We start from the raw sequence: 17,206 nt of genomic DNA on the forward strand, positions 1-17,206 counted from the left end.
GTGGTAATGGCCTGGAAATGAAGCGATACAAGACGAATATGTTAGTCTGCCATAGGGGAAGAACCCCTCAATCAGTCTTACTTATTTAGGTAATAATCCTTGGTTACTACAGCAGCTCTACCCACCCCACGGTTACGTTGGACGGTGGTTGTTTCAACGGTCATTCTTCACTTACTCGCTCTCCTGGCGCTGCTGCCAAGCAATTTTAGTTGGCGAGCCATTGGCATCGCTATTTTTTTACATGCATTGACTCAAGGTCTCGGCATTTCCCTCGGCTTTCACCGAATGGCTAGCCATCGCAGTTTGCGAGTACCTCTGTGGTTAGAACACCTGTTCATTTTGCTGGGTACCCTCGCCTTTCAGGGGGGCGTATATGGCTGGGTGGGGTATCATCGACTGCATCACAAGCACACTGATCAAGCACTCGATCCCCACAGTGCTAGTAAGGGATTTTGGTGGAGCCATATCAACTGGCTAATGCATACGGTGCCTACCCAATCCTTGCTACCTCGCATGACTCAAGATATCCGTGACGATAAATTCTATCAGTTTTGCCATAACCACTACATCACACTACAGGTGGCTCTGGGACTGCTGCTATATCTAATGGGTGGCATGCCATTTCTTGTCTGGGGCATATTTGTCAGACTGCTCGTTAGCTTCCATGGCACTTGCTTTGTGAACAGCGCCTGTCATAAGTTTGGCTACCGTTCCACTGACACCGATGACATGTCTACCAACTGTTGGTGGGTGGCCATACTCACCTATGGTGAAGGCTGGCACAACAATCATCACGCCTGTCAGTCTTCTGCTTGTTTTCAGAAAAGCTGGTGGGAAATTGATCCCGTATGGCAAGTAATCCGATTGCTGCAGGCGGTTGGTCTGGCTCAAAAGGTGAAAACAGCCAATTAATGGAATTTCTGTAGGGGCTTACTTTTGATATATCACAGGGGCAATCTGGGGGACCATAATGCCCGTTAAGGGACCGTTAAGCTCCTCCGGCTAGTATGACTAGCTGAGGGTTGCCCACTGCCCCCTTACTACGGATCAGTATCTGAGTGTGCCGGAGCAGGCAGTGCTGACAACCGATGGAGTGGGGCTAAAAGTAAGCCTGACAGCGGTGTATGAAATTAGCAACCCAGCGATGGCCATTAATTTGAGCTATCGGCTGGGGCTCAAGATAATTCTGAAAATATAGCTAGAGAGCCTGCTTGATCGGTTGTTACCTATTCCTAATCAGGTGGAGAAATTCTAAGGAAAAACCACAGACTAAAGGCGATACGATAGGCTGAAATTGGCTCTATGAAATCAGGGGCGCATCGCATGAAACCCCAACTTGTGTCAGCTATTGCCCAGTTACCGGTAAAAGAAAAAACCGAATGTGTTGGTGACTATGCTCACCAGGCCATCAAAAAATATGTTGATCATATTCTCCAGCACGAAAAGGGTGTGCTGGCCCATCATCGCGATCCTGAATTTGTGCATCAAATGCGTGTAGGCTTGCGTCGTCTGCGGACGGTGCGAGCAGCCTTTGACTTTGCCTTGGTTTTACCCGATGCAGTTAGTGATCGTGCCCTGAAGCGGCTGGGCAAAGCTTTGGGGCGCATGCGAGACCTGGATATATTGCAAGGTTGGCTTAAAAAGTACAGTAGCCAGACTAAGTTGAAAAAATCGGAAATAAAAGTGCTACGCACCTTAAACCGAACGCTGAAAAAGCAACGTAAGCAATGTCGGGTTCAAACTGACAAGCTACTGCGGAGTAAGGCCTATAAACAACTGTTCAAGGTCATCAAAAAATGGCTGAAACAGCCGCAATATCAGTCCGTATCGAGATTGCCTTTGACAGTCGCTTTGCCAGACGTTCAGTTGCCGATGATCTGTCAGCTATTGTTGCATCCTGGCTGGTTAGTGGTGGATGCAACTGACACAACTAAGCTTGAACAGGTCCATGATCTGCGCAAACACATTAAAGGTGTGCGTTATCAGATGGCATTATTTAGAGAGTTTTATGGCGAAGACTATAGAACCCAGGTAAACACCTTCAGACAGATGCAGGATGTGCTGGGTGAATTGCAAGATGAATTAGTTGTGCAATCATTTTTGGTAACCATGCTCGGTTCTAAGTGGGCGAAAAAATTGCCTAGCTTACATCGGTGTTTTCAGAAGCAACATCATCAGCTATGGCAGCAGTGGTTAGAACTACGGCAGCCTTATGTGTCTGCAACCCAGCGTGATGCTTTACATCAGCTGTTCTTGGTGTAGCCAGATTCTACCCGCCCTCATAAAATCTTCAACTTTGTAGCCTATTAATGTAACAGCACTACAGGTTGGAGGTGACTATGAGTTACTGTATTTGTTGCAATAGTTCGCTGTTACGACATATTCGTCATGGTGAGGTGTATTTGTATTGTCCTGACTGCCGTCAGGAAATGCCGGAAGCGGATAGCTGTGGTGCCGATGAAGTGCATGCTGTGTTGAGTAATATGTTGTTTAGGCCGCTAGTCGTATCGGATGCTGAGGTTGTGGGGGCACACTGATGTACGCCTGAGGCAAAATAGTGGTAACTGTCTGAAATTTTCTTGTTGATATTGGCTATATCTTCAAATAGAACAGATATCTCTTTTTGATTGGGTAAGAGATTTGCATAAGAAAACGAATATCTCTGGAGGGACGTATTTCTTTGCGTTCTTTTTTTGTGGCCATTCTCAGGAGACCCAGGAAACAGATAATTGATTATTGGTAAACAGCCTAAAAGGGCGCACAGCAGCGCGCCCCTACGGAGAAACACTTAGACTATTTTTTAATGTGCGCCCCAGGTAACCCAGCGATGAGCTGTGGTGTCTGCGCCATTCATTACAGGGGTTCTGAGATGGCAAAGGTTAGCACCGTCATGATCTACTTCCTCTAAGCCAGTTTCGTCTAAGCAGGCAGCGGTTAAGTTGGCATTACAGAAGTTAGCGCCACTGACAATGGCGGCGGTAAGATTAGCACCTCTCAAATCGGCTCCTTCTAAGTTGGCCATTCTGAGGTCGGCCTGGCTCAGGTCGGCTCCGACAAGACTCGTGCCTGACAGATCGGCCCCGATAAAGTTAGCGCCCATGAGCTTGCTACCGCTGAGGTCGGCCTTAGTGACATCGGCATCGGTGAGGTTGGCGCTGTTGAGGTCACTGCGGCTAAGGTCTGCATTGCTAAGGTCTGCGCCGCTGAGATCGCATTGGCTAAAGTCTACGCCGCTGAAGTGCGTTTGGCTGAGGTTGGCATTATGCAGGCTAACACCGGAGAAATCGCGGTAGCCTTGGTTATATTCGTGGCGGAGTTGTTGAATATTAATCATGGTGTGTCTCCTATAGGGGGTTGTCCAAGGTAAAGAGGTGGGGCTCTCTAACTGACATGAAACAGTTTGGCGCTATTGGCGGAATACCTACGACAGAGAATTGATACGATCTGTGGTTTGTTGTGATGGATCGTCACACAAATGTGCGATTAATGTGCGATTAATGATTCGCCGTTCGCCAACACTGTTCCTAACGGTATCCCTATCTTGGCGTACTTTATAAAAAGCGACACAGGTTGTTAATGGATTGCAATGCCCCACGCTGATCTATGGGCAAGCAATACCTGTAGCATTTCAGAACTTTTTCATTTTTAGAAATTAGTGTGTGAAGTATAGCCATCTGTGTGATGCATCAGGTTGCTTATCCGTCAGCACTATAAAAAGAAAGCTTATGAAATATAACGAGAATGGTAACCCGTTCCCAACAACTGTTTACATCACACTTGAACATAGCGGCAACATTGAATTCAAGCCCATGGAGCCATAGGCAGATCGCACCTTCAAAGCTTGACGATCTGTGCTTATTCCCACCCCTCTGTAGAATTTAGTAGGTCCTAATTATGACGATTCATCAAAACAGTTTATCTAGCCTGCTGCCCCATCAGGATCGTGGTCGCACTGCCATCTTTATTGATGGCTCGCACCTGTTTTATGCGGCCTTACAGCTAGATATTGAGCTGGACTACACCCAATTGTTAGCAACGCTAACTTTGGATTCAAAACTTCTAAGGGCCTTTTTCTACACAGGTGTGGATAGCAATAACGAAAAACAACAGGGCTTTTTGCTATGGATGCGGCGTAATGGTTATCGAGTCGTTACCAAAGAGTTAGTGCCAATGCCTGATGGCTCTAAGAAAATTAATTTAGAGGTGGAAATGGTGGTTGATATGTTCACCCTGGCTCCTTACTATGACACCGCTGTTTTGGTCAGCGGTAACGGCCACTTGGCTTATGCCGTTGATGCTGTTAGTAGACAAGGGGTACGGGTCGAGGTGGTTGGTCTTAAATCTATGATGAGTGATTATTTGATCAATGTCGCCGATGCTTATCTAGATCTCTCCACCATAAAAACTGACATTCAAAAAGCTGTTCACAAAAGAATTACTAAGGCTAACGAAGATCACTATGTTTATCGGCCACTGACAGCTAGAGTATAATGAATTTGCCTGTGCAGGGGTGCTCAGATATCTTAAGACTATAGTGATTGCTGATTTAGAGGATGAACCAGTCTAGCGTCATTGCTATGTAACGGCCCCTCATCGCCAACCCCCTTCTAAAGATCAGCAATGCCAGAAATTTACATTCAGCCACCCTTGATTTAGCCTTAATCAGCTATATGGGTGGCTGAATTATAGATGATATTTTGGAATCACCCCGTTCCCCACCCATCTACAGCCTAAACCTGGGTCTTTATGTTTGGGCAGTCTCCTTTAGACGCATTCGCCAAAATGCTTTTGGATGGTTTTCACCGCTCTATCTAACTCATACAGAGCCGTCTCCATAATTATCACGCGACCATCGGGTAGATCTAGCCGCATGCTGATGCTGGTTCGTCCCGAGGCCATGCCCTTTGACATCGCCACAATTTCAACTGGAGCTGCCTCATTACCGAAATAGATCACTTCTTTCTCCAATAGATCATCCCAATGTTCTTCAGGTTCTAGAATTGTGTGAAATGTGAGCATTAGGATCTTCTCCCTTCATAATTTCCTCAGGCTCTTACCCTAGCGTTAAGTATGGCTTTCTTTATCTGGAAGGAAACACCCCATTACGGAAGCCCAAACCATGACACCTAAAAATGAAGCCGCTGGGGAGAAAGTTGCTATTATTTAAGCATTTAATTCTGAGACACTTGTGAAGGCATCTCCTGTTTGCCTCACAGGTTCCCCATGCTTTTTCCCTAAAGTAGCGATGTAGGCTAATTTAGGGAGTTAGAGGTAATGCAAAGCTCCACCGATCAAAATCTAAACAGTTACAACAATGAAGAAAAGTCTTTTCATCGACTAACGACGCTATGGCTAAGTGTAAAGGCCGGATTAATCTACTTTGTGACTGTTTTTGGAATAGGTTTTCTGTTGGGGTTCATTCGAGTGGTATGGATAGAGCCTCAATTTGGGGTCAGACTGGCTGAACTGTTGGAAATGCCTCTGATGTTAATGGCCGTTGTTATAGCTGCCTACTGGGTTGTGAAGCAACTAGCGGTGCCGCCGGTGCTATGGTCCAGGCTCAGCATGGGCTTAGTGGCACTGGCTTGTTTGCTGGGTGCAGAATGGGGCCTGGTTCTGGGGCTACGGGGACTTTCCATGGGTGAGTATATTGCTACTCGTGACCCCATAGCTGGTACGGTTTACTACATCATGCTTTGCTTGTTTGCGGTGATGCCCTGGCTGATTGTTCGGAAAGAACAATAGTCTTAGTGTCTGTCGATACTAAAAATCGATTTACCTATCTTTCCTACTGAGTTTCACGAAATTCCTCAGGAGTTGTGCCAGTTGCTGTGTGAAAAGCTCGAGTGAAGGAACTCGGATTATCGTATCCAATCAAGGTAGCAATATGCTTGCAGGTTAGATCAGACTGACGTAGATAATGTTTGGCAAGGGCCATCCGTATTTGGGATACGATGGTCTTAAAGGTTGTTCCTTTATCTTGTAAACGCCGCCGTAGAGTACGCGGACTAACTTCTAATTTCTTAGCGACGCTCACTGCTGAGCATTGCCCCATGGGCAATAGTTCAACCAAGGTTGCTTTGACCTGCTCTAAGAAAGAATTAGAGTACTCTGGTGTGCCTAAAGGTTCGGTTAATTGCGCCTGGGCAAACTTCCACATTTTGGTTTTGGTCAGGGCAGCCGTTCGGTGATTGATTGAGATGGGAGTATTTTGAGTGGCAGGTTGTATAGGGACATCGCTTTCTAGCAGTACCCCATCCCAGATAGTTGCTCCTTGTCTGTTAGATTCAGGACGAGCAGCTAGTCTTATCCATTTGACTTCCCCTGAGGGTAAAACAAAGCGCCCCATCCATAATAGGGGAGTTAATGTCTCAGCAGATTGGTTAATGGCTGCTTTGACTCCGGCAATATCATCGTCGTGAATCATGCCCAGTAGGCAATTTGCATTGGTCATGATGGCAGTGGCTGACAGCTGGCATAGCTCATAGCAGGTGATGCTGATATAGAGAAAACTGAGAACACCATCTGTTTCTTGACATAACTGGAAGACCACACCGGGCATTTGAGTAGAGAGAGTTTGGTAATGGTGCTCCATGGCTTGACGTGCAATCTCGTTTTGTTTGCGCGTTTGAATATCAATCCAGATACCAACCATGCCAGTTATTTGACCTTCTGTATCACGGATTGGATTTTTGATGACTTCGTACCAACGGGGAGGACTATTAATCAATATAATCTCGATTTCAGTCACTTTTGGTTGACCAGTCACGGTCACTTCTAGGGCATCCGCTTGGAACTTTTCTGTTAGTGATTTTGGCAGCCAATCGGTGTAATGTTGGCCGACCATACCTGGTAAAGTACCTTGACCAAAGGTTTGGACAAAAGCTGGATTAGCCGCTAAAATATGGCCGCTGAGATCCTGAAGCCATGCCATATGGGGAATATTGGCCAAGAGTGTGGTGAAATACGTCTGCTCGGTTCGTAACGTTTGGGTAACTTGACGGAGATGCGTGTTTTCAAAGGCAATGGCAGATTGGGCACATAAAAACGACAGAATAAGCTGATCTCGTTTGGTGAAAATATTGGCAACATGGCGATGTTCAAGATAAAGGACACCAAGAACCGTTTCACCTTTCAGGATAGGAGCACAAAAAGCACTCTGAGGTCGATGGTCAAGTAGATAGTGATCGACGACGGCCAGAGGACTTTGGCTGTCTATAGCCACCACAGTTTTAGTATTTTTAGTCCAATGGATTAGATGGTTAGGATACTCCATGGGAGTTATTAAGGTCGTAGAAGATTGTTCAGCACTATCTGTTCTGTTGTGAGGGATATGGCTGCCTTGAACAATCCATTGCTCATGGGTGTTGAAGTAGGCAATCATGCAGGTTTGAGCACCTGAGCTAACTAAGGCAATTTGGATCAGTTGTCGAATCAGTTCATTGATGTCGGTATGCTGAGCCAGAGCCTGGGCTGATTGCATAATTGGAATAAAGTCCACAGAGTTGAGTTCCCAATCACCGGATGATTGATCAGTACCCTTGGTCGAGTTGTTGTGTGTGGCAGGGAAAACGATAGAAACAATCTCCGTTGAATGGTTTTGAAGAATTGGTCCCAATAACTTGGGGTAGCGCTGCTCTAACTTATCTGTTTTGGCCGTAGCTCCCCAGCGTCTGTAGCAGGTATAGGCTTCTTGTATATAGCCTACTGCAACTTTTTCTTTACCCCAATCAATATAAAATTTTGCCGCTAGTTCGTTAGCTAATGCCTCTTCCTGAAGGTATTTGTTCTTTTTCGCGTTGCCAATGGCACGATCATATTGCTCCATTGCTACTAATAATTGGCGATCATGCTTTGCTAGCTCTGCTTCTATCAGATCGCACTTATGTTGATAATTTTCGGGGGCATGGATGGCCCAGCGTTTTAATTTTTCAAGGCACTCACTAATATTCTGACGTTCAGACTGTTGTTTAGAAGATTCAAGGTTTTCCAAACGAGCAATCCGTGCTAGTGAAGAATAAAACATTTCGACTGGAATAAAAAATGTTCCAGCCACCCCACCACTGTGGTCTCGTGCCCGCTGTCCATTTTCAACAGCCTGGTCAAAGTCTTCAAACAGATAACTTAAAAAGCTTTTAACAAAATAAGCAACGAATACTGTAGTTAATTGTTTTTGCTCAATTAGTATGGGGAGACGTTGCTCCTCATTATAAGTGGGGCCATCTAATGTGGTCGTGGTTTCACTGTTCCCCAATAAATTAAGGATTCCCTGGAGCCAGGGTGCTAAGTAGTCAATATGAAAGTTTTGCTTGAGCTTATGAATAATCGAGATTTTTTGCTCAACCTCATCGCGTACCTGTGTCAGAGGTGCGCCAGTTAAAAACAGGTACTGACCATATTCAGCAGCACCATAACTGGCAAACTCTAAATCTCCTGTTTCTAACCCCCGCTGTAATCCTTTAAGGTGGACAGGAAGAGATTTCTCAATATGTTCCTTCCAAAGAATCACACAGCTGGCATATAAAACTAATACTTTAGACTCTAATTCACGGGCATCAAAGTGATTGAGTAAATCAACGGATAATCGGCCAAATTCATAGCCTTCGCTAATATTGCCTAGGGTTTCACATAGCAGAGTGCCATACCAGACATAGCCAAAGGCAGAAGCCGCACAGTTTCCATGTTGTAGGGACAGATCCACCATAGTAAAGGTGATTCTCTTAAAATCATCAGGGCTGACGGCCCACGCAGGTGTAATGATGTGGGCCATAATAGTCATGGCAGACAATTTGTATGGATCGTTCATGGCTGGGACATCAATCAGCCCTGCAACATTAGCAACAGAATCAGGCTTATGGTGACGAAGAGGGATATTTAAAAGCTTGAGAACATCCAGACCGATCTCTAATGCCCGATGTTGATCTCCATAGCCAATCCACACTCGAATTTTTATTTCATAGACTTTGATGCGATCAAGCAAATTTTGTGTTTTAAGAAGAATTTCGTCAGCAAGGGGTTCTACCACATCAAAGTTGGTATTCAAGTACTCTAACTCTAATGCCTCAATAAAAGTCTCCAAAGTAGCTTGATAGTCATGTTGCCAACTATCTGGAGCACACAGTTGGCGGGCAATGGTCAAATAGCCAAGGGCAGCACTATAGGCTGTGGATGCTTTAGCTTTACGGCCTGCCTGTAAGTTTAGCTGAGCCAACTGTGTGCGGTCTGCTTGCGTGGTCAAAAGATCACGACCCATATTAAGCTGGCCAACGATCGTAAAAATGGTCTCCTCTTGATCACTGGGAGACATTTTCTTTAAAAGTAGCTGTCCAATCTTAAGATGAATTGCTTGTTTATCAGTTTGCGGAATCAGAGCATAGGCGGCTTGTTGAACCCGATCGTGTAGAAAGTGGTAGTCAACTGTAATATCTTTAAGGCTGGCAACACCTTTATCAGCTCTTTGGAAAAACTTATAGATTTCAGTTTCTGGGATGATCAGCCCTGCTCGTAAACTCTTCCATAAATTTGCCGCCACCTTCCCCTGACGGATCTCGCAAATAATAGCCAATGTTTCAAGATCAAAGCGATTGCCAATACAAGCTGCCAACTTTAAAGTTTCCTGGGTTGCAGCGGGTAATTTCTGCAGACGCTTCACCATAAAGTCCACCACATCATCGGCTAACTCAACCTGTTGCATGTGTGTCAGGTCATATTGCCAGCTACCCGTTGCTGCATCAAACTGTATGCAGCCTTCCTCATAGAGACCTTGCAAAAATTGAAGGGTAAAAAATGGATTCCCCTGGGTAATGGGATAGAGCCTTTGTGATAACTGAGTTACGGTGTTTGCAGGACACCGTAACGTATCTGCAACTAAGTGGGTAACATCTTTGGCTTTTAAGGGTGCCAGTGTTAATGTCCTGAGGCTGGCCTGTTGCTTTTGAAGTTGTTCCAGTGTCAACATTAGAGGGTGTTCTGGAAACACCTCATTATCTCGGTAGGCACCCAAAATCAATAAACAATCTGCGTCTGACTGAGTGAGCAATAGCTCCAGTAGCCTTAAGGAGGCTGAGTCCACCCACTGTAAATCATCTAGAAAAATGACTAGAGGATGATCTTGGGTGGTAAAGATACCAACAAATTTGCTGAAAAGTAAATTAAAGCGGTTTTGAGACGCGCTGCCAGACAGTTGAGAAACCCTAGATTGGGGGCCAATAACATACTCTAACTCAGGGATGACGTCGATTAAAACCTGCCCATTTTCTCCAACGACTTCCAGGATTTTTGTTTTCCATGCAGCCAGAGCCGTATCTGATTCTCCCAATAACTGGCCCATTAAGTTGCGAAAGGCTTGGACAAAGGCGGAGAATGGCAGACTATGGTTAAATTGGTCGAATTTGCCTTGGATAAAATAGCCTCTCTGGCGAGTAATGGGTTTATGGATTTCACTAATAACGGCTGTTTTACCAATGCCAGAAAAACCAGCGACTAATATTAGTTCTACACTCCCCGCTATGATTCGGTCAAATGCATCTAGCAGTTTTTTTGCCTCTGTGTCGCGTCCATAGAGATGCTGGGGCGGTAAGATGCGATCGCACCTATCTCGTTGTCCCAGCTCAAAGTCAGTAATCGTGCCGGTCTCTTGCCACTGACATAGACACTGCTCCAAGTCATACTTCAACCCCAGGCCACTCTGATAACGATCCTCTGCATTTTTGGCCATTAACTTGAGCACAATGTCAGAGACAACCGTCGGTATCCTTTGAATATCAATGGGTTGACCGGAGTCGACACCCAGAATCTCAACCGGTGGAGTAGGTGGCTGAGCCAAATGACAATAAATCAACCCTAAGGAGTCAGAGGCCCAAAAAGGTTGCTGCCCTGTTAGCAACTGATACAGCGTCACCCCCAAACTATAGAAATCCACACGATAATCAATCCCACGATTCATGCGCCCCGTTTGCTCTGGAGCCATGTAGGCCAATGTCCCTTCTAAGTGCTTGGGGGCACACAGCTCTTGAACTTCCTTGGGCAGCAACGATGCCAATCCAAAGTCAATGAGTTGAATCTGTAAGGTATCTGGATGAATCAGAATATTAGCCGGTTTAATATCCTTGTGAATAATGCGCTTTTCTCCCAAATAATGGAGCACCTCGGCCATCTGAATGCCAATAGTTAACACCTCAGCCAGGGGCAAGCCAGCTTGAACATTATTCTCTAGATAATCTTTAAGAGAACAGCGATCGTCAGCAAGCATAACCAAAGCTAGGCCATTTTGATAGGGCAGCAAGGCTTCGATCTGATGAATTCCTGGATGTTGCAGCTGCCGAGTGACTAAGTATTGATTACGAAACCGGACAAGTTCTTTAAGGTTAGGCTCCGAATTATGAAATAACTTTAGGATGACTATTTGCTGATCAGCCTGACGTATGGCCCGATAGATCAGAGTTCGTTTGCTACTGTAGAGGTTTTCAATAATTTCGTAGCCAGGTATCCGAATAGAGGTGTCTACGATCGTTTGATGTAGCTTACGAGTCATCTAATAAACATTAACGTTGAATGCACTTATATGTTTGCCTAACGTTTGTATCGTTTCAGGGCAATTTTCGAAATCATTCGTAGCTGGCCACAAGCGAAAAAGTATCCTTTGACCAATTGCCCTTCAATCAGAGCTTCCAGGCTAGTGACGAATAATACTCTGACCAAGTTCCTGCCCAAAACACGGATTGAACTTGGCCAATTTTGCATAGATAATGGCCTCTTCTGTCAATGACATATTAGATATCAACTAGATACTCTGATACTTAATGTCTAGATGTATAGAATTTCTCGATGGGGATAAATGCATCTTGGTCATGAAAGCGATTGTGGGTGCAATCTTCAAGGTATAAATAGACCCCCTAACAAGCGATCACATCGAAATAGATATCAAAATTGCCCAGCTTAAATTTATACCTTTCATTTATGCAGAAGGTTAATTGAAATTCTTGTTCTCTAGAAATATGAATCTTTTAGTGAGTCGATTATCAAAACACTGGTTGTTCACTAGTTTATTAACAGTTACGTTCTTACTAGTTATATCGACTCAATCATTTGCCCAAGAATCTACTAGTCAAATTCCAACGAACATAGAGCTTTTCTCTGCGGTCAACACTGCTTGGATGGTGATTGCAGCGTTACTCGTCTTCTTCATGAATGCTGGGTTTGCCATGCTTGAAGCAGGAATTTGTCGAACTGAAAACTCGACTAATGTTCTAGCTAAGAATTTAATCGTATTTTGTGTGGCAGCAAGTGCATTTTTCCTGTTTGGCTTTCGCTTTATGTTTGGCGATAGTGAAAATTCTCTCTTTGGACAAGTTGGTTTTTTTGTGGATTTCATCTTTCCATCCAAGGAAAATTTAAATCCTTTTCCACAAGGTTTTGAATATGTCAGAAGCTTTTGGGAAAACAGGTCGTTTGCAGCAATTTTCTTTTTCCAATTATCTTTTGCTGGCACTGTAGCAACGATTGTGTCTGGGGCCGTTGCAGAAAGAATTAAATTTTGGGGCTTTATCCTCTTTAGTTTTATTCTTGTTGGTTTTATTTATCCGCTAGTGGGTTACTGGGTATGGGGAGAAAGTGGTTGGATCGCAAATGTGCTTAACTTCCATGATTTCGCTGGTGCAACCGTAATTCATGCAGTTGGAGGAACAGCTGCATTAGTCGGTGCTTGGGTCCTAGGGCCAAGGGATGGACGGTTTGGATATGATGCAGAGCAAGAAACCTTCCTTTTTGAGAGAGATACTGAAAAATTTGAGCCCTGCAATACAGGGTTTACTACGTTAGGGTGTTTAATTTTGTGGCTTGGTTGGTTTGGCTTTAATGGTGGTTCAACACGCTTTTTAGACTATGTTCCCCATGTCATTACCACAACGATGTTTTCTGCCACTGCTGGAGGTTTAGCCATTCTATTTTATAGTCCTCTGGTAACGGGCTATAAAGTAAAACTCTCATCTATTATAAATGGCTTGCTAGGAGGATTAGTCAGTATTACAGCTTCGTCTGCTTATGTAGATGTTTTAGGCGCATGCATTATTGGAGCCGTCGGCGGCATCCTGGTGCTGATTGGTGAGGGCTTACTTGAAAAAAAACTGTTACGCATTGATGATCCAGTCAGTGCTGTGCCTGTTCATCTCTTCTGTGGTATCTGGGGGACGATAGCAGTGGGGATTTTTGCACAAAGTTTCTCCCGTGAGTTTAGTAGTGTTTATCCTGTTACTCAGCAATTTCTTTACCAAGCTTTGGGGTGTAGCTGTGTAGTGGTCGTTACTTTCCTATTGAGTTTAATAGCCTGGGTGCTGATAGGGTTATCTCTTTACGCGTTAAATTTAAATGAAAGCGGCTACATTCAAAATACTAGTAATAATGTGGGTATTTTCACAGCGGCTAGAAGAGGATTAAGGGTAACGCTGGAAGATGAAAAAGCGGGAAGTGATGCCACCATAATTATGTGAGTAGACCTTAATCATGCGTAAACAAGATATAAAAAGGGATGCTTCTGGCTCCTCAATGACGTGGTCAACAGCCGCTTTCATGATATCGGCACTTGGTGTTGTTGCCTATTTTATGTTTAAAACTTCGTCTCAACCTGTCATAAGCGAGTTGCCTGTAATTACAGAAAATTATTGTCAAGATGATTTTGAGAGCAATGAGATAATTGTGGAAGAATTGTTAAGACTTAAGACGCAGATCGAGGAGAAATGGACTAACTTTTGTCAGAATAAATTGGATGGTGCCCTTTATGACACGGCGATTATTAAAGCAACAGAGGGTAAATTTAGCACCTCCTTTATTCGACTCTGTAAAATTCCAGAAGGAAGTGGATCAGAGTATTTTAAAGAGGCTCAATTTCTATTTAGTCTCTGGGAACAAAATCGTAACACGTCCGGTAAACCCCAAGAAATTAGGCCTTTACTAGAAAGCTTTTTTCAAAATCAGCAAGATCCTCGCAAAAACTGTCCTGCTGCTAGAGAAGTACTTGAAAAATTGTAGTCTCATCGTGGACTAATGATGACTTGCCGCGACGTAGTCATGCTTTATGCCGCTGCAACCACGGCTTCTCCTGATATCGCCGCGACTACTTCTTCTGCTAATCCAAAAGAGAGGGTCATGCCTGCCCCACTCAAAGCATTAATAATTGTAACTCCAGTTTCTGGACAGAGAACTAATTCTGTTTTGCCCGGTAATTTAGCATAAACGCCATGCCAGGTTGCAGCCATGTCTAGCGAGGGAGCTTGGAAAAAACTTTTTAGATAGTCCAGAATATATTGGTTCAAGTGAGCCCGATTAAAAGGATCTGGGTTATCGCCATACTCATGGGAATCGCCAATAATCAATTCTCCCAATGCATTTTGTGAAACCATGACATGAATGCCCCACTGAGGAAAATAAGGGGTTTCTTGCTCAATGCGAGCTTTTAATGCAGCCAAAGAGGGGCAGTTGGCAAAAGCAGCATAATGGGTCAGTGTTAACCCACCACACAAGGGTACGCCGATACTAAAGCCATCTGGCTGAGGGGTAGTACGCATCATTTGGAGCTTGACTTTCGTAATGGAGCTATCACGATAAAGTTCAGGATAAAGGGTTTCAAAATCAGCTCCACTACATACAAAGATTTGTTCAGCCTGCCAACGCTTGCCATCTGCCAATAAATATGGAGATGCAATGTCAGTGACAACAGTACCAAAGTGAAACTCTACGCCATAGGTACGGGATAAGTAATTAGGTAATTTACGAATCGCTTCTCGAGGATCAACGATTACTTCAGTGTCACTCCAAAGGGCACCTAGTAATCCCTCTGTTCTAACTGCACGGCTTTTCTGATTAACTGCATCAGCAGCTAAGAGGGCAACAGTATTGGTATATTGTTGTCGCTCAGCGATAAATTCTTCTAATACCGCCAGTTCATCGGGGCGATACGCCAGGTGTAAAGACCCACAGGGATTGGCATGAAACCCAGCTGCTGCTGATAGCTCTAGCCAAATTTTGCGCGATCGCAACGCCCGATCCAGCAACGTCCCACCAGGCTGACCAATCGGCCATACCATCCCAAAGTTGCGGATAGAAGCACCAACACACTGAAGGTTTCGCTCAAAAACAACAACACGTTTACCTTGTTTCGCAGCAGCCAACCCATGGGCAAGCCCAACAATCCCAGCGCCTACAATGGCTACATCAACCCTGCGTTCTACATTTGCCATAGTCGTTATACTCCCTGTTCGTGAGATGGATTTTATTTCTAGAAACGTCAGATAATGCAGCTAGACCTTCGCAATTTTGTCTTGCGATTGCTGATTTAGGGGATGCACCGGTCTAGAGCGATTGCTATTGGACGGTGTCTCACAATTAAAGCCATCTTGAGGATCAGCAATGCCTTTGTCCTTTAATGCTGATAGCGAATCCAAAAGACCGTGATTTGGATATAGCTCTAACTGTTCACGGCTATGGGTGCCATTAGTGACACCTAACGACCAACGACAGTGGGCATTGATACCGGCCTCTAGATCTGATGGCGTATCACCAACGACAACGACCGCCTGAGGATCCTTAATACCCAACAAATACATAGCTTTTTGAATCATGTAGGGAGCTGGTCTACCCTCATTGCCATAAATTTCCGATGGGGTTACGGATACCTGTATAACACTATCCGTAGTCCCTGCATAGTTTTTATCAAGACCACGATCCCAGCCCAAACGCTCCAGAATAATATCTGTCACCTGGCGATAGAAACCTGTATTTAGCGCCACTTGGATATCTTGAGACTTCAGCCAATCAAAGACATCCAAACATCCTGCCGTTGGTAAGACTGGCTGAGTCCTGTAATGGTTTTCAAGTATGTGCTTAAACGCTTGATATGAGGTTTCTACCCGATGTAAATAATGGAGATGATCCCCCCCAATTTGTTGTTGCCAGAGAGTCTCAAACACTAACCGTTTGGACCAGCCCATCATGGCCGTGATTTTTTTAGGATCTGCCTTCAACCCTGTTGCATCAGCTGCCTCAAAAAAACAACGCTGCACCTCGTTATGATCCTGAACGGTAGTACCAGCCATATCAAATACAACTAACTGGATTCTAGACATCCTTGACACCCCCTAATGTAAAGATCACTCAAAAAACAACATATCTAGCTGTCTAGACATCTAGATTTTACTCCATATGGGAAAATTGACAATAATGGTTGCTAACTATATTTTGGCGCACATAGTTTATGACATCAGTTATGGCTGAAATCTCTATTTAGCTGCAGTTATGTGCTCAGTAAATGGCTGAATGCATTCAGCCATTTACTATAAATTTCAGTATTTAGCTTGCTATACTGTTACGATTGAGCGAATAAGCACTTTGGCCACTGTGTGTTGACAATGTTTCAATCAGCGCTGCCCCGCTATGTGCAAATTGCCAACGATTTACGCCACGATATTCAGCAAGGTGTTTATCAAACTGGTGATAGGTTGCCGAGTCAACAGCAGTTAGGCATTCGCTTTGGAGTCAATCGACATACTGTGCGTCAGGCTGTCGACCTACTAAAAGAGGAAGGATTGCTCCGGGTAGATAAAGGTCTGGGGGTCTTTGTTGCAGACGCGCCCATTAACTATCCCATTGGTAAGCGTGTTCGTTATAACAACTCACTCCAGGCCCAGGGCCGTTCGTCTCGACAAAAAGTACTTCAGCTCACTGAAACCGTGGCGACCGGCAAGGTAGCTGAATATTTAGCCCTTGACCTGGGAGATGTTGTCGTTCAATACGAAACAACGGGGTGGGCAGATGACAAACCGCTAAATGTGTCAACGAGTTATTTTGCGATCGCATCCTGCCCTAATATTGCCGAGAAATTGTCTGAGTTCGCATCAATTTCCAAGCTTATGCATGACGTTTATGGATTTGACCACATTCGTCGTCGCACGTTTATCTCGTCTCGTCCGGTCAAGCCTCAAGATGCCAAACTCCTAAAAATTGCCAAAAATCAGTCGATTCTGCTGGTACAGTCCATTAACGAAAACCAGTACGGCACAGCCATTGAGTACACAATCACACGATTCCGGGCCGATAGTATCGAGCTGGTGATTGATTCTTGAATACTCCAGGCCGATAGTATCGAGCTGGTGATTGATTCTTGAATACTCCAGGCCGATAGTGCCGAGTTACTGAGTGATGCCTGAGTACTCCG

At 44.6% G+C, this 17,206-nt stretch carries 14 protein-coding genes; 9 read left to right on the plus strand and 5 right to left on the minus strand.

Annotated features, from left to right (window positions below):
- The first annotated feature begins 99 nt into the window (after positions 1-99).
- From U2F10_RS08520 to U2F10_RS08535, 4 genes are all read left to right on the plus strand, one after another.
- Positions 100-912: an acyl-CoA desaturase gene (locus tag U2F10_RS08520; RefSeq protein ID WP_163664930.1), complete on the plus strand. Its 813-nt coding sequence runs from the start codon at positions 100-102 to the stop codon at positions 910-912.
- Positions 913-1,060: 148 nt separating this feature from the next.
- Positions 1,061-1,198, plus strand: a complete 138-nt coding sequence (locus U2F10_RS08525; RefSeq protein WP_499871725.1) for a hypothetical protein — start codon at positions 1,061-1,063, stop codon at positions 1,196-1,198.
- 125 nt (positions 1,199-1,323) lie between these two features.
- The gene (locus U2F10_RS08530) at positions 1,324-2,262 is read left to right on the plus strand and encodes a CHAD domain-containing protein (RefSeq protein WP_499871726.1); all 939 of its coding nucleotides are present in this window, start codon (positions 1,324-1,326) and stop codon (positions 2,260-2,262) included.
- Between the two features lie 77 nt (positions 2,263-2,339).
- Positions 2,340-2,537, plus strand: coding sequence for a hypothetical protein (locus U2F10_RS08535; protein WP_163702664.1), 198 nt, complete (start codon positions 2,340-2,342; stop codon positions 2,535-2,537).
- A 263-nt stretch (positions 2,538-2,800) separates the two neighbouring features.
- Here U2F10_RS08535 and U2F10_RS08540 read toward each other — a convergent pair whose 3' ends face one another.
- Positions 2,801-3,334, minus strand: a complete 534-nt coding sequence (locus tag U2F10_RS08540; RefSeq protein WP_163664923.1) for a pentapeptide repeat-containing protein — start codon at positions 3,332-3,334, stop codon at positions 2,801-2,803.
- A gap of 560 nt (positions 3,335-3,894) precedes the next feature.
- Between U2F10_RS08540 and U2F10_RS08545 the strand changes: the two genes are divergently transcribed.
- Positions 3,895-4,491, plus strand: a complete 597-nt coding sequence (locus tag U2F10_RS08545) for a LabA-like NYN domain-containing protein (protein WP_163664921.1) — start codon at positions 3,895-3,897, stop codon at positions 4,489-4,491.
- A gap of 273 nt (positions 4,492-4,764) precedes the next feature.
- Here the strand turns inward: U2F10_RS08545 and U2F10_RS08550 are convergent, their stop codons facing one another.
- Entirely contained in the window at positions 4,765-5,019 is a 255-nt protein-coding gene (locus tag U2F10_RS08550; RefSeq protein ID WP_006513927.1) for a hypothetical protein, read from the minus strand.
- A gap of 255 nt (positions 5,020-5,274) precedes the next feature.
- Between U2F10_RS08550 and U2F10_RS08555 the strand changes: the two genes are divergently transcribed.
- Positions 5,275-5,745 (plus strand): hypothetical protein, encoded by a 471-nt coding sequence (locus U2F10_RS08555; RefSeq protein ID WP_163664919.1) that lies wholly within the window; start codon positions 5,275-5,277, stop codon positions 5,743-5,745.
- 43 nt (positions 5,746-5,788) lie between these two features.
- Here the strand turns inward: U2F10_RS08555 and U2F10_RS08560 are convergent, their stop codons facing one another.
- Positions 5,789-11,533 (minus strand): AAA family ATPase, encoded by a 5,745-nt coding sequence (locus U2F10_RS08560; RefSeq protein ID WP_499871727.1) that lies wholly within the window; start codon positions 11,531-11,533, stop codon positions 5,789-5,791.
- Between the two features lie 463 nt (positions 11,534-11,996).
- Here U2F10_RS08560 and U2F10_RS08565 point away from each other — a divergent pair, with 463 nt between their 5' ends.
- Positions 11,997-13,487, plus strand: a complete 1,491-nt coding sequence (locus U2F10_RS08565; protein ID WP_499871728.1) for an ammonium transporter — start codon at positions 11,997-11,999, stop codon at positions 13,485-13,487.
- Between the two features lie 13 nt (positions 13,488-13,500).
- Positions 13,501-14,025 (plus strand): hypothetical protein, encoded by a 525-nt coding sequence (locus tag U2F10_RS08570; protein ID WP_163664913.1) that lies wholly within the window; start codon positions 13,501-13,503, stop codon positions 14,023-14,025.
- 44 nt (positions 14,026-14,069) lie between these two features.
- Here U2F10_RS08570 and U2F10_RS08575 read toward each other — a convergent pair whose 3' ends face one another.
- Positions 14,070-15,233 carry a TIGR03364 family FAD-dependent oxidoreductase gene (locus U2F10_RS08575; RefSeq protein WP_499871729.1) on the minus strand — a complete coding sequence of 388 codons (1,164 nt, stop codon included), beginning with the start codon at positions 15,231-15,233 and terminating at the stop codon, positions 14,070-14,072.
- A gap of 60 nt (positions 15,234-15,293) precedes the next feature.
- Positions 15,294-16,118: an HAD family hydrolase gene (locus U2F10_RS08580; protein WP_499871730.1), complete on the minus strand. Its 825-nt coding sequence runs from the start codon at positions 16,116-16,118 to the stop codon at positions 15,294-15,296.
- Between the two features lie 282 nt (positions 16,119-16,400).
- On the opposite strand from U2F10_RS08580, the gene phnF reads away from it, so the two are divergent.
- On the plus strand, positions 16,401-17,114 hold the full coding sequence (phnF, locus tag U2F10_RS08585; protein WP_163664908.1) for a phosphonate metabolism transcriptional regulator PhnF: 714 nt from the start codon (positions 16,401-16,403) through the stop codon (positions 17,112-17,114).
- Positions 17,115-17,206: the final 92 nt, after the last annotated feature.

It is taken from the genome of Leptothoe sp. EHU-05/26/07-4 (assembly GCF_043421015.1).
GTDB lineage: Bacteria > Cyanobacteriota > Cyanobacteriia > Phormidesmidales > Phormidesmidaceae > Leptothoe > Leptothoe turfae.